Below are 19,006 nucleotides of genomic sequence, written 5' to 3'. Positions count from 1 at the left end.
TGGGTGCCGCTCCCGGCTCACCGGACGGCGCGTACGAAGGCCTCGGCACCGCCGGCCGACTCGACCCAGGCGGTCAGCTGTCGCAGCCCCGTCTCCTGGTCCGTGTCCGCGGTGTATCCGAAGTCCCGTGCCGCGGCGCTCGTGTCGTAGGTCGTGGAGCGGGTGAGCAGGGCGACGGTGTACCGGCTCAGCGGTGGGGCCACCCGTGCCCGCAGCGGGGGGAGTCTCCAGAGGCGGTCGACGGCCCCCGCCAGGGCGTCCCTGACCAGCGGCGGGACCGGGCGGGTGGGCGGCAGCGCGCCGAACAGCCCCGCCAGCCGGGCCAGGAAGGCCCACAGGTCCGTCCGCTCCCGGTCCGCGATGAAGTACGCCTTGCCGCCGACCCGTTCCGCCGGGGCGGCGGCCGCCCGCAGGCACGCCGTCACCGCGTTGTCGCAGTGGCACAGGGACACCTCGACGCGCTTGCCCGCGGCGAGGTCGGGCAGCCGGCCCGCCCGCATCGCGCCGACCAGGCGCGGCAGGAAGCCGGAGTGGTCGCGCGGCCCCCAGATGCCGCGCGGGCGCAGCGCGACCGTGGTGAAGTCCGGCCCGTCCGCGGCCAGCACCCGCCGTTCCGCCGCGGCCTTGGTCTCCGAGTACAGATTGAGGAACCGGTCGGGGTAGGGAATGCTCTCGTCGATGTCGAACCGGTCGCCGTCCTTGACCGGCATCAGCGCGCTGGGACTGCTGACGAACACGAAGCGGTGGGCGCCGGCCCGCCGCGCGGCGTGCAGCAGCTGCTCGGTACCGGTCACATTGGCCTGCCAGAACTGGGCCCTGGTGCCGAAGTCCACCACCCGCGCCGCGCTGTGGTGCACGACGTCCACGCCCGCCACCGCGCGGCGCAGGGAATCGGCGTCCTCCAGCGCACCGTGGACCAGCTCGACGCCGTCCAGGGTCCGCAGCCGGGTGAGGTCGCTGTTGCCGCGGACGAGGGCCCGTACGTGATGTCCCTCGGCGAGGCAGCGGTCCACGAGGTGTCCGCCGAGGAATCCGGACGCACCGGTCACCAGGACCTTCATGCCGCCCCCTCCCCCGTGCCCGCGCTGCGATGTGCGGGGGTGATCGGCGGCAGCGTCCGCCACCAGGTCGCTCCGTAGAGCATGGTGAGGCCCACTGTCGCCGCGGTGCTCCGGCCGGCGGCCCGTCCGCGCGGCAGCGCCGCCGGAAGCTGGGCGGCGTGCACCACGAGGCTCAGAAAGGCATCGGTCCACCACAGGGCCGTCAACACCGGGGAGTGGAACGGCCGTACGGCGCCGAGCAGCAGGTACGCCCAGCCCGCCAGCGGGATCGCGCGCAGGGCGGTCTGCCGCCGCCGTGCGTGGCGGCCCAACTGCCGGCCGGCCCAGCGGGCCAGCCGTTCGCGGCCGATCTTCGCGTTGTGCCGGGGGTCGACGGGGAAGGCCGGGTGCCGGAGGAAGTCCTGTACGCGCCGGGTCTGCGGGTGCCCGGCGGCCAGCTGCCGCAGTTCGGTGACGAGGGTGCGCCACTGCTCGCGGCCGGTCCCCGGCTCGGTCTCCACGCAGAGCACCGGCCGTTGTGCACCCGCCGCTCCGACGCCGACCAGCGCGGTGCGCCGGACCAGCGGGTGGGCGTTGAACACGCCCTCGCAGCGGACGGTGTGCAGGTCGCCCTCGGCGGTGGTGACGCGCTGGGTGCGTCGCCCGGCGAACCACAGCCGGCCCGCGTCGTCCAGGCTGCCCAGGTCACCCGTGCGGTGCCAGAGCCGGGCCGGGCCGTTAGCCGGGTGCTCCTGGATCTTGTGCTGGGCGTCCGCCGCCGGGTCCGCGTGGTAGCGCCGGCTGACCGTCTCGCCGGCCACCGCGATCTCGCCGACCTCGCCCGGCCGGACTGCGAGCGCGGGCTCCCAGGACGGCAGCGGCCCGTCGCTGGTCCGCACGATCCGGACGTCGACCCCGGGCACCGGCCGGCCCACACAGGTGCCGTCGCCCCGTGCCGCGCGCGCCGCGGTCTCGCCCAGGACGTCGGCGGACTCCAGGGAGGAGATCGGCAGCGCCTCGGTGGCGCCGTACGTCGTATGGATCTCGGCCGCCTCGTCCAGCACGTCGCGCAGTACGGCGACGACGTCCGCGGGCACCGGAGCGCCACCGGAGACGACGCAGCGCAGCGCCGGGAGTGCGGTGGGCCGCCGGCGGAGGTGGTCGCCGAGCACCCGCAGCAGCGCCGGGGAGGCGAACATGGTGTTGACCTCGAACCGGGCCAGCGCCGCCACCACCAGGCCGGGTTCGGCGCCGGCCACCTTCGCGGGGGCCACCGGGGCCACCACCAGGGTGGAGCCGAAGACCAGATCGAGGATGCCGTAGAGCGGCAGCGTGACCAGCGAGACCTCCTCGCGGCTGCGCCGGTGGGCGGATGCGATGCCGCGGGCCGTCGCGGCGGCCATCCGGTGCGTGTACTCCACGCCCTTGGCCGGACCGGTGCTGCCGGTGGTGAACCCGATCATCAGCAGGTCGTCACCGCTCGCCGGCCGGCTCTCCGCTGCCCTCGCGGTGGCCGCGTCGTCCGCCGAAGAGTCCGAGTGGCGCAGCCCGTTGAGGGTGTGGCCGCCCCAGAACCATCGGCGGCCCACGGTCACCCGGACGCGGGCGCTCGCGAAGGTGCGGCGGCTGAGCACGCGGACGGCGTGCGCGGCCGGCGGCCCGATGAACGCCTCGGCGCCCACGGTGCGGTAGCAGTGCAGCATCCGCCGCACGCCCATGCCGGGGTCGACCACGACGGGCACGGCACCGATCCGGAACAGCGCGAACGCGAGCGCGAACAGGTCCGGCCCCGGGGGCGCCATCAGGACGGTTTTGGTGCCCCGCCCGATGCCGCTGCGCAGGAAGCCGGCCGCCAGGGCCTCGACCTGCTCCTGGAGGGCGCCGTAGGTGAGCGTGCGGTACCGGATTCCGCCGCCGGCCTCGGTGCCGTCCGGGTGGATGATCGCGGGCTTGTCGGGGAAGGCCCGGGCGTGGTGTTCCAGGTGCCGGGCGAGGTTCGGCTGTACGTCGTATTCCTGACGCTCCGCCAGAGTACGCATGGTGCCGCCCTCACCTTCCCGTCAGGCGGTAGCCGGCGCACGCGGCGCTCGGCCCGGCGCCCACGGTGAGGAAGAGCAACTCTTCATAGGCGTGCGGCAGTCCGCCCTCAAGGGCGGTCAGATAGCCGAGGACCGGGGCGGCGGTGTGCGGTTCGCCGGACCGCTCCGGGTCGCTTCCCGGCAGGCCGGCGGCCTGGACGGAGGCGGGGTCGAGGCCCAGCCGCCCGGCGAGCCGCGCCGCGAAGTCGGGGGTGGGGCGGGAGCAGACGACCATCGTGCGCTGCGGGTCCAGGCCGTGCTCCTCGACGTACTCCGACACCGTGGCGGCGGCGAGGTCGAGCAGCTTTCCGGCCCGGTCCGCGTCCTGCTCTACGGTGATCAGCTGCCGGCCCCCGGCCCCCATCGCGGCCGTGTCCAGATAGCCGGAGATGCCGGTCGGCCCCGGACCGCTCCGCAGGTGCACCGGCCCGAATCCGGCACCGGGCTCGGCGGAGCGCTCCAGCAACAGCGCCCCGCCCAGGTCCTCGTACGGGTATCCCGGGTCGTCGGCGGCCCGCCCGCCGGGGTGGACGTCCGCCGCGGTCACCAGCACCCGGTCGGTGCTGCCGGTGTCCAGCAGGGCCTGCGCCACCTGTACGGCGTTGAGCACGCCGCAGGCACCGTTCATCAGGTCGAAGGAGAAGCCGGCGCTGGGCACGGCGTCGGCGAGATAGTCCAGGTTGATGCCCGCTTCCTTCTGCACCATGGCCGCGAGGGCGGGTTCGAAGGTGTTGGACTCGCGGTAGACGCCGACGTTGATGAGCACCCCGACGGAGTCCGGTGACAGCCCCGTCCCGGACAGGCAGTCACGGGCGGCCCGCCCGGCGAGCTGCACCGTGGTGGCAGAGGCATCGGCGGGTCGCGGCAGCGCGAGGGAGGCAGCGGCGATAACGGCACCCATGGCTCACACCCCCATCGTGGAGATCGTGGCGGACAGGGCCCCGGCGACCACGCCCGAGGCGGCGGGCACCAGCAGGAACTTGCCGCCCGGCCGGGCCGTTCCGGCCCTCAAATGCTCGCGCAATACCAGGAAGTGGGAAGTGGTGGCGGTATTGCCGAACCGCTCGACCACCGACAGCGACTGCGGCATCCCGGTACCGAACACCTCCTCACCGGTCCGGTTCACGAACTCGACGAAGCGGGTGCCGACCTGGTGTTGCACGATGTAGTCGAACTCCTCGTCGGCGAAGCTGCGGCCCTGTTTGGCCAGTACGTCCCCGTGAAAGGTGGGCCAGAGCCGGAGCCGGTCCCGCTTGTGCATCTGCTTGTTGTCCGTGTAGAGGGCGATGCCCTCGGTCCGGTCGCTGGGCATGCCCAGGCACAGGTGGGAGTACTCCGCGCAGGTCATCATCTCCACGTAGTGGATGCGGTCGGCCTCGTCCACGGACTCGTCGAGGATGACGGCCGCCGCCGAGTCGCCCACCGAGAGCGAGGCGAACTGCGGATCGTAGGAGTCGGTGATCTCGGCGGCCGCGGTCTCGGCCACCTTGGTGGCCTGCTCGCCGCTGACCACCAGGCCGTTCCTCGCCACGCCGGCCCGGATGAGCCGGTCCAGCAGATACACACCGGTGAGCATCCCGGCGCAGGCGTTGGACACATCGAAGTGGATCGCGCGCCGCGCTCCCAGCTCGCCGGCCAGCTGCCGGGCGAAGGAGGGCTCGAAGGCGAAGCGGCCGCCGTCCTGGAAGCGGGTGATGGACGCGGAGATCACCACGTCCAGATCGGCCGCCTCGTAACGGGAATTGCCCAGGCAGTCCCGGGCCGCCCGCAGGGCCAGACCGTAGGAGTCCTCACCCGCCTCCGGCCGGGGGTCATGGACCCTCCGCTCCGCCACCCCCGTGATCCGTTGCAGGTCGAATTCCTGCGTCCCGGACACCTGGGCCACCAACTCCGCAGTCGTCTGCACGGTGGGCGGCAGATAGGCGCCGAGCGCCTCTAACCGACTGCTCCTGCTGGTCATCGTCCTCACTCCTTTTCCTGGCCCCGCTCGTGGGTACCGGCGGCAGAGCCGGCACGCACCACGCGAGGCCGCACGGCGGGATGTTCGTCCCGCACCTCCACCGAGGCAGCGCGAAGCGGGGTGCGGGCCGTCGGACGGCCCGCACCGGCCGGTGGCGCGGCGATTCCCCATGGAGGCCCTGCCAGGGGGCATGGCCCCGTTCACGGCAGGAAGCTTGCTGATTTCCTACGGAGGCGGCGTCAGCGGCGCACCCCGCGTTGCCGCAGCCGGAGGCGGACCTCCCGGTCCTGCCTCTCTGGAGCGGCGTTGATACTCACCGTATCCTGTGATCTGACCGGATGACCTGACATGGCGCATGACGTTGATCACTGAGGACAGTGGGTGAGCCTCCGGAACCAAAACCCCGCGGCGAACGACGTGCCTCCGCCGCGGCTCGCGCCCAGGGGTGTGCCCTGCCGCACGCGCACAGCAGAACGGTCTGCCTCGCATGTGCTCACGAGGCAGACCGTTCCGCTGTGCGTTCTCCGCGTACTCCGCGTACGTGGTCAGGGGTTGGGCGTGGGCTCCGTGTCCGGGGTCAGACACCGGTCGACCGCCGTCGCCAGTGCGGTGAGTGCGGGGCGGCGCAGCATGCTGTGGTGGGTGCCGTCCACCGGGTGGGCGGTGGGGGTGCCGGTGGTGAACGGGCGCCATCCGGCGAGACGTTGCCGTGCCTCGGTGGCGTCCCCGGCGACCAGCAGGGTCAGCGGGCCGTCGTAGGGGGCCGGTCGAGTCGTCCAGCGCGTCCGTGGACAGCCGGGTGACGGCCGCCAGCACGGCGCGGAGGTCGCGGGCGGCTCCCGCCGTCACCGGCGCCACCGGGCCGGCGGATTCCGGGGTGGTCGCGAGGGGCGGCAGCGCGCCCTGCAGCCAGGCGTCCCGGCACGCCTGCCGACGCAGCTTTCCGCTGGTGGTCCGGGGGATGCCGCCCCGGCGGGTGAAGTGCACGGCCGCGACCGCGACATCGAGTTCGGCCACGACCGCGGACCGTACGGCGTCCGCCATGCCCGCCAGTTGGTCGGGGGGCGTGTGCCGGTCGGCCTCCAGCACGAGCGCCAGCGCCTCCGCGCCGTCCTCCTCGAAGCCGAACGCTGCGGCGGCGTCCGGGTCGAGCGCGGGGTGCGTGGCGGCGGCGATCCGTTCGGCGTCCTGGGGATGCACGTTGCGGCCGCGCACCACGATCAGGTCCTTGACCCGGCCCGTGACGTAGAGCTAGCTGGCGCTGCGCGCGCTTGCGGCTGGTGGGCAGCGGCACGGCCACCATGCCGGCGTACAGACAGGCGAAGAAGGCCACCACGAAGTCGAGACCCGGCGGATACAACAGGAGCAGCCGGCTGCCCGGTGGCTGTTCGGCCTCCAGGCGGGCGGCCAACTCTCTGACGGTGGTTACAGGAAGGCCGAGACGAGCTTGGTCACGGCGACGGCCTGGGTGTCCACGAAGAAGTGGTCGCCATGGACCGGGTGCAGGGCGAACGACGCGGTGGTCCGGGCGGCCCAGCCCGCCATCTGGTCCGCAGAGGCACGGTCGTCCTCGGTGCCCGCGAGCGCGAGGATCGGCACGTCGAGCGGCGGCTCGGCGCGGTCGCGGTAGGACTCCACGATCGCGAAGTCGGCACGGAGGGCCGGCATCAGCAGGCTCATCAGTTCCGGCTGGGCGAGCACCGCTTCGGGCGTACCGCCCAGGTCGCGCAGGGCCTCGGTGAACTCGTCCGCGGGCAGCCCGCTGACCTGCCGGAACCGCCACGGCAGGTCCGGCGCCTGGCGGCCGGACACCACGAGGCCCTGCGGCATGGGCAGGCCGCGTCGCCTGATCTCCAGGCACAGTTCGAAGGCGACGGTCGCCCCGAGGCTGTGGCCGAAGAGCACGTACGGCCTGTGCAGTATCCCGGGGAGCGCGTCCGCGAGCGGATTCAGCAGTGACGGCAGATCACGGCAGGGTTCCTCGCCGTAGCGGCGGCCGCGGCCCGGCGGGGTCATGGCAAGCACCTCGACCGACGGTCCGAGCAACTCCCCCCAGCGGCGGTAGGTCTGGGGTCCCCCGCCGGCGTACGGGAGGCAGAGCAGCGTCCGCTCGGCGAGCGGAGCGGGCTCCCCCGTCCACCAGGGAGCGGCCAGGGAATGTGTGATGCCGAACATCGCGTGTCCTCGTTCCAACGACGGCAGGCCGGTCAGCCGCGCAGACTCAGCGGCCGCATGTCGGTCCATACCCGTTCCACGTGCGCCAAACAGTCCTCCTTGGCCCCCTGGAACCCGGCGTCGGTCCATCCGCCGGGTATCTCGAGGTCGGCCGGCCAAATGGAGTACTGCTCCTCGTGGTTCACCACGACACGGAATTCAGCAATTGCTTCGCGCTCTATCACTTCAGCCCCCACTTTTACACGTACAGGAATCATGAAACACCGGCCCAAGGCAGCACGGAGAAACCGGACTCAGAGAGCCCAGAGCACATTGGGTCGCAGTCAGACACGCCAAGAATTTAACGTCGGAAACAACCGACGTTCCCCTCATCCCCGTTCAAGCCCCCTGGAGACCGATCCCTGTCATGTGGTCAGGAGTGGAGACCGGCTTCCGATGCGAAAGGTACAGCACCGCGTCGTCACCGCCAACACCGTGCTCGTCGTGATCTTCCAGGTCCGCCTGAGCCGCGGCGCCGACACGGTGGAGGGCGGGGCCCGCGCCCAACGCCGGGCCGGGATCCTGCTCGCGCTGTCCTGCGTCGGCATCGCGGCCGCCGCGGCGGCGACGTCACCGGCCCTGACGATCACCTTCCTGGTCGTGGCGGTCCTGTTGCTCACCGCCGGCGAGTTGCTGCACATGGCGGGAAGCCGGGGCATCTCCTACGGGCTGGCCCCTGACCACACCCGGGGCGAGTACCTCGGCGTCTATGCGCTCGGCATGGCCTTCGCCGAGACGGTCGGCCCGGTCTCCACCGCATCCCTCGGCGTCGGCAAGGGCGCCCCGGGTTGGCTCGCCATCGCTGCCGTCTTCCTGGTCTCCGGCCTGGCCGTGGTGCCGGTGGCCCGCCGCGCCCTCGCGAACCGGGCAGCGGCGCAGGCTGCGGACGTGGCCGGCGGCTCCCCCGCCGTCGTCGCGGCCACCGGAGGTGCCGAGTGACCCGGCGTTCGCTGCGACGACTGCTCCCCCACTGGTCGGAGATCCGCTGCGCGCTCGTCGACACCGTCGGCGAACTCACCGTGCGCCGCCCCCCGTACGCCCCACAGCTCGCGGAAGCACTGGCCACCATCGTGCCCGCCACCCTCGGACGGCACATCGCGGCACTGACCGACGCGGGCCCCCGCTGGCGCGAGAACCAGCAGAGCATCGCCGCCACGCTCCGGCATCTGCACACCGAGCTGACCGGGGCCGGGTACGAGGTCGCCGAGCAGCGGTACGGCGAAGCCCCGCACCAGATCAACCTGTTCGCCACACTGGCGGGCCGGGACACCGCGGCGCCGCTGGTGGAGGTCGGCGCGCACTGGGACACCGTGGAAGGCAGCCCCGGGGCCGACGACAACGCGAGCGGCGTCGCCGGGGTGCTCGAAATCGCCCGCGCCCTGCACGGCCTCGGCCCGCGGCAGCGGGGGATCCGCTTCTGCCTCTTCGGCGAGGAGGAGGAGTGGATGACCGGAAGCGGCGCACACGTCGCACGGTTCACCGCCGCAGGGGAGGCAGTGGAGGGCCTCATCGCACTGGAGATGATCGGCTTCCGGGACCCCCGGCCGGGCGCCCAGCGCGCCCCACTGCGGATCCCCGGCATCTTCTCGCCGCCCCGGACCGGGGACTTCATCGCCGTGATCGCCGATCTGCGCTCCTTGCCGTTCGTCAATGCGGTGCAGCGCAGCGCCCGGAGGTACGTCCCGGACCTGAAGGTCTATCCGCTGAAGAGGACCGGCGGACTGCTCCGTGACGCCGCCCGCAGCGACCACCTTCCGTACTGGCGGGCGGCCCGCCGCGGCCTCCTCGTGACCGACACCGCAAACCTGCGCAACCCCCACTACCACAAGGCGAGCGACACCCTCTCGACGCTGGACCTCGACTTCGCGGCGGACGTCACCCGCGCCGTGGCCGGGGCACTCGTCGACCTGGCGGCCCGCCGGCAGAGCCGATCCCGCGGGAACCACCCGCAGCGCTCTTGATAATGGCATCCATTTTCATATAGCCTCCTCGACGCACACACTCACGCCACACCCCTTCGAGGAGAGCCGCCATGGCCGTACCCAAGCGGAAGATGTCCCGCAGCAACACCCGCCACCGCCGCGCGCAGTGGAAGGCCACCACCCCCCAGCTGGTGCCCGTCACCATCGACGGATCCGTGTACCGGGTACCCCAGCGGCTCGCGAAGGCATACGCCCGCGGGCTGCTCCGACCCGAAGGCTGAGTCGCAGTGACGCACGACCGACTTCCCGTGACAGTCCTCTCCGGTTTCCTGGGCGCAGGAAAGACCACGCTGCTCAACCATGTCCTGAGCAATCGCGAGGGCCTGCGCGTCGCGGTGATCGTGAACGACATGAGCGAGATCAATATCGACGCGGCGCTCGTACGCGGCGGTGCGGCCGCCCTCTCCCGTACCGAGGAGCGCCTGGTCGAGATGACCAACGGGTGCATCTGCTGCACCCTGCGCGACGACCTCCTGGAGGAGGTGGAGCGGCTGGCACGCGAAGACCGCTTCGACTACCTCCTCATCGAGTCCAGCGGCATCTCCGAACCCATGCCGGTGGCGGCCACCTTCGCCTTTCCCCGCGACGACGGCGCCACCCTGGGCGAGCTGGCCCGGCTCGACACCATGGTCACGGTGGTGGACGCGGCCGCCTTCCTGCCCGAGCTGAGCGGCGGGGACCAACTCACCGAGCGCGGCCTCGATCAGTACGAAGACGATGAGCGCACCGTCAGCGACCTGCTGATGGACCAGATCGAGTTCGCCGACGTCCTCGTGCTGAACAAGCTCGACCTCGTCGGCGAGGAGGATGCGGCCACGCTGCGGGCCGCGCTCACCCGCCTCAATCCGGCGGCCCGGATCGTGCCGTCCGTACACGGCCGCGTGGACCTTGCCGAGGTCCTCGGCACCGAACGGTTCGACCTGGAGCGTGCCCAGCAGGCCCCGGGCTGGGTCATGGAGCTCAACGGCGATCACGTACCGGAGACCGAGGAGTACGGGATTTCCAGCACCGTCTTCCGGTCGGCGCGCCCCTTCCATCCGGACCGGCTGTGGACGTTCGTCACCGAAGAACTCGACAGCGGTACCTTCGGACAAGTCCTGCGCTCCAAGGGCTTCTTCCACCTGGCCAACCGGCCGCAGGTGACGGGACTGTGGTCACAGGCCGGAGCCGTGGCCCGGTTCGAGCCAGCGGGCGCCCACGACGCGGACCTGCCCCAGGGCCAGGAGCTGGTGTTCATCGGCGCCGGCCTGCACGCCGCACCTCTCCAGGCGGCTCTGCACGACTGCCTGATGGCAGAAGGCGAACCCGTCCCGGGCGAGGACCCCTTCCCGCCATGGGACACCTACGGCATCGACGAGGCCTGCGCGCACGACCATCCAGAAGCTGCTTGACCACCGCGGGGCGACGCTCAGAGCCCTCCACAACGGACGCCAACAAGGCAAGGACAGAGACAAAGACAGAGACAAAGACAAAGGCAAGGAGGTCACCCACTCCTTGCCACTCTCAACGTATAGCGCACCAGGGGGCTTGCGGCAAGGCCCAGGTCATGCCGCAGAATCGCCGGTCTTAAGCCAGAAGTTGAGCACATGGGAGTCGCGAAGTGCGTGTGGTGTTGTCGACGTATGGATCACGCGGGGACGTCGAACCGATGGCGGGTCTCGCGGTGCGGTTGCGGGCACTCGGCGCGGAGGTGCGGGTGTGCGCGCCGCCGGACGAGGACTTCGCGCAACGGCTGGCCGGTGTCGGCGTGCCGCTGGTGCCGGTCGGCCCGTCGGCGCGCGCGCTGACGAAAGCGGCGCCGCCGCCGTCATCCCTGCCCGAGCGCGCGGCCCAGGTGATCGCCAGCCAATTCGACGCGGTCACCGCGGCGGCCGAGGGGTGCGATGTGCTGGTGGCGACCGGCATGCTGCCGGCCGCGGCGGGCGCGCTGTCGGTGGCCGAGAAGCTGGGCATCCGCTCCGTGTCCGTGACCTTCCAGCAGCTCACCGTGCCGTCACCGCACCGCCCGCCGCTGGCGTATCCGGGCCGGCCGCTCCCGCCGGAGGTCACCGACAACCGGGTGCTGTGGGAGTTCGACGCCCAGAGCATCAACACGTTGTTCGGCGCGGCGCTCAACACCAACCGGGCGGCGAACGGCCTGCCGCCGGTGGACGACGTCCGCAACTACGTGATCGGCGACCGGCCGTGGCTGGCGACGGACCCGATCCTGGACCCGTGGCAGGAGACACCGGACCTCGACGTCGTCCAGACCGGCGCGTGGATCCTGCCCGACGTGCACCCGCTCCCGGCCGAGCTGCTGGCGTTCCTGGACGCCGGCACACCACCGGTGTACGTGGGCTTCGGCAGCATGCCCATGCACACCTCGACGGACATCGCCCAGGTGGCCATCGAGGCGATCCGCGCGCAGGGCCGTCGCGCGGTCGTGGCCCGTGGCTGGGCCGACCTGGCACCGATCGACGGCCAAGACGACTGCTTCGTCGTCGGCGAGGTCAACCAGCACGCCCTGTTCGCCCGGGTGGCCGCCGTCGTCCACCACGGCGGCGCGGGCACCACGACGACGGCCACCCGGGCCGGCGCGTCTCAGGTGGTCGTCCCCCAGGCAGCGGACCAGCCGTACTGGGCGGGCCGCGTGGCCGAGCTGGGCATCGGCGTGGCACACGACGGCCCGACTCCGACCTTCGAGTCCCTGTCGGCCGCGCTCAGGACGGCCCTGACCCCCGGGACCCGCGCACACGCGACCGCTGTGGCCGGCATGATCCGCACCGACGGGGCGACGGTGGCCGCGCACCTGCTGCTCGACGCGGTCGGCCGGGAAAGGGTGGGGGCGTGAGGCTGTCCCGTGGGACACGGGGGCCGTTGGACGATTGCCACTGGAGGCCAAGGCCGCGACGGCTCCCTCTGGCTCCCCACAGGCAACACCTGGCTGCGCACAGAAGCCTGAAGTGATGTGTGACCTCGCTGGTCAGAGCTGACGTTGACAGTCACTCAGGGAGGGTGAGTGAACGAAGGCCGGCGTCCAGTATGCGGATCAACTCACCCACCCGCCCGCCGCCACCCGGTGCCGCTGGGAAGCGTGTGAGCACGTCGACGACGACCGGTGTCGCACGATGCACCGCTCGCTCAAGTTGTTCGGCGCCCACGTTCCGATCGTCGCCGGCGACGAGTTCGGCCGCTCGGGCCGCGTAGGCGCCTGCTCCGAGAATGTGCTTGACCTGTGTGGCCTTGGCCAGCGGATGCAGGTAGGCGGCGCCTGCCGCAGACATCGCTGCCAAGGCTGCCTCGCGCGCAGCCGTGGTGTCCGTACTCTTGGCTGCCTTGAGGGCCGCCCACGCCGTGTCGCGCAGAGCTTTACCGCGCTCACCACCCCGGGCGAACTCCCACGCGGCACGGATAGCGTCTCGAGGCCGCGAGTCCTCCGGCTGATCGGCCTCGAATACCTTGAGCACCACCTCCGCGCACGCCGCAGCGAACGCGGTGACCTCACGCAGGTCCTGCTTACTCAGAACGATCTCGGTCGCTTGCCCAGTCATGGTTCCATCTTCGACCACTGTCCTGCTGCGTAGAGAGGGCAACGAGTTCTGTCTCGACTGAGCATCCCCCGGGACGGCGAGGTGGGGAGCCGCCTCCCCTGACCACGTGCGTACCGGGTCCGCACCCCTCACTCAGAGTCGTGCGAGGGCCGGCATGAGGTGCAATGCGTTGTCCCGGTTGATGCCGCGTCGCTGGCTGTCGGAGAGGGCCGGGTCCCGGTCGAGGGCCGGAGCCACGACATCGGTGATGATCTCGGCCGATGTGGGGGGCCAGTCGGTCCCGTAGAGGATCCGGCCGGGATCGACGGTGGAGATCAGCGTGGGGGTGGCGGCGGGGGACATCGGTGCCGCGGTGTCGTAGTAGAAGCGATGCAGGTAATCGCGGACGCGCGCTGGCTCGATTTTCGGGGTGAGCATGTGCGTGAAGAGTTCCAGGCGCGTGGCCATGTAGGGCAGGAATCCACCGCCGTGGGGAAGGATGAACGAGAGATTCGGGTACCGGTCCAGGGTCCCGTGGAGAATCAGGTTGATGGCGGCGCGCGTGGTGTCCAGCAGGAAGTCGCACATGAAGGGCGGCAGCCCTTCCATGACCGGACCTGAGGGGATCTCCATGGGGTGGGTGCTGATGACTGCTGATCGCTCGTTGAGTTCTGCGAGCAGTGATTCGTGTGCCGCGTCGCCGAGGTATTCGCCTCGCATGCTGGTGCGGGTGCTCACGCCGACGGCACCGTAGTCGTCAAGTCCCTTGCGAATGGACCAGCTTGACGTCTCCAGGTCGTCGAGGAAGACCGGGGTGAAGAAGGCGAAGCGCCGGGGGTGGGCCTGTGCGAGATCGGACATCGCCTGGAGGGAGAGGTGCAGGCCTTCCTTACGCTGCTGGGGATCCTGGGCGGGGCTGCCCGGCATGGCAGCGGTCAGAATGCTGGTGCTGATCCCGGCCTTGCTCATGACGTCAAGCGTGGTTTGCTCGTCCCAACGAGTCCACCAGGGCAGCTTTTCGCGTCGTGTCAGGCCTTTGCTTTCGGCCCAGTCGATCCAGGCCGGGGCGGTGAAGTGATGGTGTACATCCACGCGGCCGTTCTCGGTGCTCTGGTCCCCTCGGGCGGTCTTCCCTGCCCGTCGCTTGTCAGTGCCGGGAGAATTACTGGGGTGCTGCTCGGGTGATGTCACGGGGATCTCCCTGATCTGACAGGCTGGTTGGGGTCCGTCGGTGTCGGCGCGGAGCTTGCTGGAGCGGTTCGCTACGGGCGGTGCAAGAGCTTTCTGAGGACGTCCGCCAAGACCTTGTGCGGGTCCCCCGCGGCGCCGTTGCCCGACTTCCATGCCACGAAGCCGTCCGGGCGTACCAATACCGCACCGTCGTCATGCGTTCCGTGCAGTTGCGCCCAGTCCACTCCGGGTTCCGGGAGCAGGTCGCAGTCGGCTGTATTGCCGATGAGGTAGCCGGCGAGAGGTACGTCCAACTCTTCTGCTACGGCGCGAGCCGCTGCCCGCCAGGGGCTGCCCGCGGGACCGCTGAGGAGGGTGAAGGATTTCTCGTACAGATCGAGGGTGGACATCCGCTTGCCGTCTCGCTCGACCCACAGATGGGGAGCCCGGCTGCCGGGTGCTCCGCCCAGTTCGAATTGGCGGGGAACGACGTCGCCGTCCGGATCGCTGCCCAGGATTGCGTCCGAGGCATAGCGGTAGCACAACGCGACGGTGAGCAGGTCGGCCGGATCGTTGTTGCGGGAAGCGGCCGCGGTGTATCCGGGGTGCTGTTCCTCCACCGCTTGCTGTGAGGCGCGGAGGGTGGTGGCCAGGGCAACCGACCTCCGTTCCGCCTGATAACTGTCCAGCAGGCCGCGGCCGGCCCAGCCGCGCAGTACGGCGGTGATTTTCCAGGCCAGGTTGTGTGCGTCCTGGATCCCGGTGTTCGAGCCGAATGCGCCCGTCGGCGGCATTTCGTGTGCCGAGTCGCCGGCCAGGAATACCCGGTCCCGGCCGTAACTGTCGGCCACTCTGTTGGCCGCATGCCAGGGGGCCTTGCCGGTGATCTCCACGTCGATGTCGGGGTCACCGGCTGCCGCGCGGATGTGCGCGGTGAGGCGCGTGTCGGTGAAGGCCTCCAGCGTCTCACCGCGGTCGTATGCCCAAGGGACGTGGAAGACCCACTTCTCCTCGTTGTCCACCGGCAGCAAGGCTCCCTCGCCGTCGGGGTTCGTGATGTAGCAGACGACGAACCGGCGGTCACCCACCACGTTCTTGAGGTTTTTGCTGCGGAACGTGACGCTGACGTTGTGGAACAGGGTTCCCGGGCCGGAGTGTCCGATATCCAGGCTCTTGCGGACCGGGCTCCTGGGGCCGTCGGCGGCAATGAGGTATTCCGCATGTACCGCTCGTGACTCGCCGGTTTCCCGGTTGCGCAATTCGGCATGGACGCCGCTGTCATCCTGGGTGTACGAGATGAGCTCCGTACCGAACCGCACATCGCCGCCCAGGCCCCGGGCGTACTTCAACAGCACCGGCTCCAGGTCGTTCTGGCTGCACAGACACCATCCGGACGGGGTGATGCTGGACAGCGTGGAATCCGGATCGATGCGCGGGATGATCCATCGCTGCTCGTCGCTGGAGAGCCTTTCCGTCTGCAGCACCCCGTCGTTCCCCGAGAGCGCGGAGGCCGCCTCGCGGATGGCCGGCTCGACGCCTGCGGTGCGGAAAAGCTCCATCGTACGGATATTGTTTCCGCGGCCTCGCGGGTGCATGGACGTCTCGGCGTGACGCTCCACCAGGAGGTGTTTCACCCCCAGGCGGCCGAGGAATACCGAGGCGGATAGACCGACCAAGGATCCACCTGCAATGAGTACCGGCACGGATTCTGCAGCGCTGTCACTCATGTCTGTTCCTCTTGTCGGCGTCCTGAAGGCCAGGGCTGATGGATGCGAAAGGCCAGGACTGAATGGATGCGGATCCTGGGAACAACTCTCGACCGGTGGCCTTCCGATGCGCGAGTCCTGTTGCTCCGATCGGGAGGCGGGAGTGGCGGGTCCAGTTTTTTTTGCGGCGTAGGGCCGGATAGGACGCCCCTCCGGAGGCAATGGCGGCCCCCGAATGGGCTAGCACAGAAGTTTCGCGCTTACTGACTCCGGGAAGTTTTCGATCGGCCCTCCGTATTCATTCAGCCTTGAAGGCAGGGCTCTCCCTCCATGCAGCATTCATCTCGGCTGCAGTTCCAGCGGCAGCCCTCACTTCAGGATGAGCCGTGACAGACGTATATGAGTCTTCAGACCCCGCAGCTGCCGCCTCCGCATGCACCCCGGAGTTCCGCACGAATCCGCACCCCGTCTATGCCCAGTTGCGGAAAGACTCTCCGGTCTGCCCCCTGCTCCCGCCGCACGGCGTGGAAACGTACCTGATCACCCGGTACGACGATGCGCGGACTGCGCTGGCGGATCCCCGGTTCAGCAAGGACATGTACGGGGCCATGGACGCCTACCAGCGGATCTTCGGGGACTCCTCGGTGGCGCTGGACGACAACATGCTGTTCTCCGACCCGCCCAAGCACACCCGGCTCCGCCGGGTCGTCAACGGCGCGCTCACTCCGCGTCGTGTGGACGCCCTTCGCCCGCGGGTCCAGGAAATCGCGGACGGACTGCTCGACCGGTGCTCGACCCGCGAACCGGTGGACCTGCTGCCCTCCTTCGCCTTCCCGCTTCCGCTGAATGTGATCTGTGAGCTGCTCGGCGTGCCGGAGGACGAACGCGAGCAAGCCCACACGTGGTCCGTCACGGTGGCCAAGACGGGATTCGGGCCCGAGGCGAAAAAGGCGCTCGAAGAAGCCGAGGGGAATCTGCGCAACTATCTCGTCGATCTCATCGCGCGCAAGCGGCGCAACCCCGGCGAGGATCTGATGAGCGCGCTGATCACGGCTCAGGACCAGGACGGAGCGCTGACCGACAGCGAACTGGTCTCGACCGCCTGGGTCCTGCTCTTCGCCGGCCACAAGACCACGGCCTACCTGATCGGGAACGCCGTCTACCATCTGCTCACCAACCCGGAGCAGCTCCGCACGGTGAAGCAGGATCCGGCCCTTTTCCCGCAGGCCATTGAGGAATTGCTGCGGTATGAGGGGTCCGTCGAAAACTCGACGTTCCGTTATGCCACCGAAGACGTGAAGATCCGCGACATGCTCATCCCGAAGGGCGCGCTCGTGCAGATCGCCATCGCGTCCGCGAACCGGGACCCGGAGGCATTCGATGAGCCGGACCGGCTCGACCTGATGCGCGAGGGCGTCCAAAGCACGCACATCGCGTTCGGTCACGGTCCGCACTATTGCGTCGGGGCTCCGTTGGCGCGGCTTGAGATGCAGATCGCGCTCACCACGCTGTTCCGCAGGTATCCCGACGTCGCCATGGCCGTACCGTCGGACGACGTGCGATGGCTCACGGTGCCCTTCCCCGCGTTCCGTGGCCTGGTCGAACTGCCCGTGTCCCTGGATCCCAGCCGGATGCGCTGACGTCCGGAGGGCGGCGGGAGTTGGTGGGCGGGCTGCTCGTAACGGCTGTGCAGCCCGCCCGCCGAAGAGGCTGAGGGGCGAACTCGCAGCAGCCCGCCCGGCCACGGGGTCCGGCAGACCGGGCGTCAGGCGCGGACGCCGAGCGGTACCACCACCATCTTCGTCACCGTGCCGTCGTCCCCGACGACATCGCGAATGTGCTGGGAGCCCAATTTGCCGGCCAGGCCCAGGCAGGGAGTGTTTTCGGCGCCCACCATGCCGTAGACCTCGGTGAGCTTCAACGTGTTGGCGGCGTAGTGCAGCAGCCCTTGCACGAGTTCGGTTCCCAGGCCCTTGCCCCAGTGTTCCCGGACGAGCGCGGCGACGGCCTCGTGACCGTCGACATTGCCCGTCTTCTTGAGCTCCGCGTGGCCCACGTACGCGCCGTCGGACCACACGGCCCATATGTCGAACAGGTTCTTCGGGTAGACGTCGGTAAGGATGGACTGGAATATCGATCGGATGTCTTTCTCCGGTGATCTTTCCTGGCCCATCCAGCGGCAGACGACTTCATCCCTGAGCAGGGCCACGAAGACGTCCTCGTCCTCGGGCCGGTAGGGCGAGAACACCAGTCGGTCGGTGTGCAGGGTAGGGGTCATTCCAGAGTCCTTCTCATTCGTGAGAACCGGGAGATCTCGGTGGCGTGAGAAACGATGCCGGGCCGCTGGGGAGCCGGCGGAAGGTCAGGGATGTGCACCGTTTCCGGGCGGCCACACGAGCCGTTCACCAGGGACGAACGTGGCTGCGCGAGTCCTTCGCCGGCCGGCGGGAGAAATGCTCCGCGCGATCACCGCGGCCCCCTCACCCCGTCAACGTCCTGAATTCAGCACTCAGGCACGTGCCCTGCGCGTGATGCACCCCACTGGTATAGCGCAAGAAGCCATCTTTCGTCACTACCCGGCACCTAAGCGGAATGACCGTCAATTTGGACGTACGTCAGCATCAGTAGGGGATGTGTAACGGGGAGGTGTTCCGTGGAACTCTTCTCCTCATTTTTCGGCAAGGAGGAATGCCTGGGAGGGGGGATGTGATAGGGGAGCAACGGGGCGCCGCAGGGCGTCTTGGGGGGAGAGACGGATGCCGCGAGGGGGGAAGTCGGCTTCGTCTGTGGGTACTTCGGGGATTGGTGCCCGGGCCGTGCGGCGGCGGTCGCCGGCGTTTCGCCGTGCGACGCTGACTCGCTGAGCTACTCGACCCGGCTTCCCCACGCGTGGGGGCCGGGGAGCGGGGTCTCGCGGAACTTCCGGGGCCATGGGGAACGCGCGGGGCGCGGCAGGTGGCCGCGCCCCGCGGGGCGGTTCAGGAGCCGGCGTTCTCCATGCGCTCGCGCAGGCTGCGCGGCCGCATGTCGGTCCAGACCTCGTCGACGTACGCGGCGCACTCGTCCTGGGTGCCCTCCTTGCCCACGGCCTGCCATCCGGCGGGGATCTCCAGGTCTGCCAGCCACAGCGAGTACTGGTCCTCGTCGTTGCGCAGCACCTGGTAGCGGGCGTTCTCGTCCATGTCGTGCTCTCCCATCGTTGGTTGCTTCACTTCGTTGGTTGCTTTACTTCGTTGGTTGCTTCACTGAGCGGTTCATCGTGCGGCTGCGCAGGCCGGGGTGGCCGGGAGGTCCGGTCCGGTGCGGCGGGCGGGCAGTCGACGACGTTCAGGGGGTCTCCGGCAGAC

General features: G+C 70.0%; 17 protein-coding genes. 6 read left to right on the top strand and 11 right to left on the bottom strand.

The features are described from left to right. Positions 1-17 precede the first annotated feature (17 nt). From CPH93_RS32860 to CPH93_RS32835, 6 genes are all read right to left on the bottom strand, one after another. On the bottom strand, positions 18-1,061 hold the full coding sequence (locus tag CPH93_RS32860) for an NAD-dependent epimerase/dehydratase family protein (protein ID WP_096215683.1): 1,044 nt from the start codon (positions 1,059-1,061) through the stop codon (positions 18-20). After that, positions 1,058-3,079 carry a fatty acid CoA ligase family protein gene (locus tag CPH93_RS32855; protein WP_096214930.1) on the bottom strand — a complete coding sequence of 674 codons (2,022 nt, stop codon included), beginning with the start codon at positions 3,077-3,079 and terminating at the stop codon, positions 1,058-1,060. The genes CPH93_RS32860 and CPH93_RS32855 overlap by 4 nt, the downstream gene beginning before the upstream one ends. A 10-nt stretch (positions 3,080-3,089) precedes the next feature. Then, positions 3,090-4,019: a hypothetical protein gene (locus tag CPH93_RS32850; protein WP_096214929.1), complete on the bottom strand. Its 930-nt coding sequence runs from the start codon at positions 4,017-4,019 to the stop codon at positions 3,090-3,092. A 3-nt stretch (positions 4,020-4,022) separates the two neighbouring features. Then, a complete protein-coding gene (locus CPH93_RS32845) occupies positions 4,023-5,078 on the bottom strand; it encodes a 3-oxoacyl-ACP synthase III family protein (RefSeq protein ID WP_231977038.1) in 1,056 nt (351 codons plus the stop codon). 1,425 nt (positions 5,079-6,503) lie between these two features. Continuing rightward, positions 6,504-7,253 carry a thioesterase II family protein gene (locus tag CPH93_RS32840; protein ID WP_159395087.1) on the bottom strand — a complete coding sequence of 250 codons (750 nt, stop codon included), beginning with the start codon at positions 7,251-7,253 and terminating at the stop codon, positions 6,504-6,506. 32 nt (positions 7,254-7,285) lie between these two features. Beyond that, positions 7,286-7,510, bottom strand: a complete 225-nt coding sequence (locus CPH93_RS32835) for an MbtH family protein (protein ID WP_096214927.1) — start codon at positions 7,508-7,510, stop codon at positions 7,286-7,288. Positions 7,511-7,688: 178 nt separating this feature from the next. Between CPH93_RS32835 and CPH93_RS35950 the strand changes: the two genes are divergently transcribed. The 5 genes from CPH93_RS35950 to CPH93_RS32810 all read left to right on the top strand — a co-directional run bounded on the left by CPH93_RS35950 (position 7,689) and on the right by CPH93_RS32810 (position 12,104). Then, positions 7,689-8,231, top strand: a complete 543-nt coding sequence (locus tag CPH93_RS35950; RefSeq protein WP_096214926.1) for a hypothetical protein — start codon at positions 7,689-7,691, stop codon at positions 8,229-8,231. Beyond that, on the top strand, positions 8,228-9,253 hold the full coding sequence (locus CPH93_RS32825) for a M20/M25/M40 family metallo-hydrolase (protein ID WP_096214925.1): 1,026 nt from the start codon (positions 8,228-8,230) through the stop codon (positions 9,251-9,253). The genes CPH93_RS35950 and CPH93_RS32825 overlap by 4 nt, the downstream gene beginning before the upstream one ends. 71 nt (positions 9,254-9,324) lie before the next feature. After that, a complete protein-coding gene (gene rpmF / locus CPH93_RS32820) occupies positions 9,325-9,495 on the top strand; it encodes a 50S ribosomal protein L32 (RefSeq protein ID WP_093481642.1) in 171 nt (56 codons plus the stop codon). Positions 9,496-9,501: 6 nt separating this feature from the next. Continuing rightward, positions 9,502-10,665: a GTP-binding protein gene (locus CPH93_RS32815; RefSeq protein ID WP_096214924.1), complete on the top strand. Its 1,164-nt coding sequence runs from the start codon at positions 9,502-9,504 to the stop codon at positions 10,663-10,665. A 215-nt stretch (positions 10,666-10,880) separates the two neighbouring features. Then, positions 10,881-12,104 (top strand): glycosyltransferase, encoded by a 1,224-nt coding sequence (locus CPH93_RS32810; protein WP_197708778.1) that lies wholly within the window; start codon positions 10,881-10,883, stop codon positions 12,102-12,104. Positions 12,105-12,255: 151 nt separating this feature from the next. Here CPH93_RS32810 and CPH93_RS32805 read toward each other — a convergent pair whose 3' ends face one another. From CPH93_RS32805 to CPH93_RS32795, 3 genes are all read right to left on the bottom strand, one after another. Next, positions 12,256-12,804 (bottom strand): putative immunity protein, encoded by a 549-nt coding sequence (locus CPH93_RS32805; RefSeq protein ID WP_096214922.1) that lies wholly within the window; start codon positions 12,802-12,804, stop codon positions 12,256-12,258. 132 nt (positions 12,805-12,936) lie between these two features. After that, a complete protein-coding gene (locus tag CPH93_RS32800) occupies positions 12,937-13,875 on the bottom strand; it encodes an amidohydrolase family protein (RefSeq protein WP_093648460.1) in 939 nt (312 codons plus the stop codon). A gap of 170 nt (positions 13,876-14,045) precedes the next feature. Continuing rightward, positions 14,046-15,680, bottom strand: coding sequence for an FAD-dependent oxidoreductase (locus tag CPH93_RS32795; RefSeq protein WP_096214921.1), 1,635 nt, complete (start codon positions 15,678-15,680; stop codon positions 14,046-14,048). A 365-nt stretch (positions 15,681-16,045) separates the two neighbouring features. Here CPH93_RS32795 and CPH93_RS32790 point away from each other — a divergent pair, with 365 nt between their 5' ends. After that, positions 16,046-17,299 carry a cytochrome P450 family protein gene (locus CPH93_RS32790; RefSeq protein WP_093648464.1) on the top strand — a complete coding sequence of 418 codons (1,254 nt, stop codon included), beginning with the start codon at positions 16,046-16,048 and terminating at the stop codon, positions 17,297-17,299. A gap of 125 nt (positions 17,300-17,424) precedes the next feature. Here CPH93_RS32790 and CPH93_RS32785 read toward each other — a convergent pair whose 3' ends face one another. Then, the gene (locus tag CPH93_RS32785; protein WP_093481648.1) at positions 17,425-17,937 is read right to left on the bottom strand and encodes a GNAT family N-acetyltransferase; all 513 of its coding nucleotides are present in this window, start codon (positions 17,935-17,937) and stop codon (positions 17,425-17,427) included. A gap of 700 nt (positions 17,938-18,637) precedes the next feature. Continuing rightward, entirely contained in the window at positions 18,638-18,841 is a 204-nt protein-coding gene (locus CPH93_RS32780; protein ID WP_040901222.1) for an MbtH family protein, read from the bottom strand. Positions 18,842-19,006: the final 165 nt, after the last annotated feature.

The organism is Streptomyces sp. 2323.1 (genome assembly GCF_900221035.1).
In the GTDB taxonomy this organism is placed as follows: domain Bacteria; phylum Actinomycetota; class Actinomycetes; order Streptomycetales; family Streptomycetaceae; genus Streptomyces; species Streptomyces sioyaensis.
This window is presented reverse-complemented; position numbering and strand designations above follow the sequence as displayed.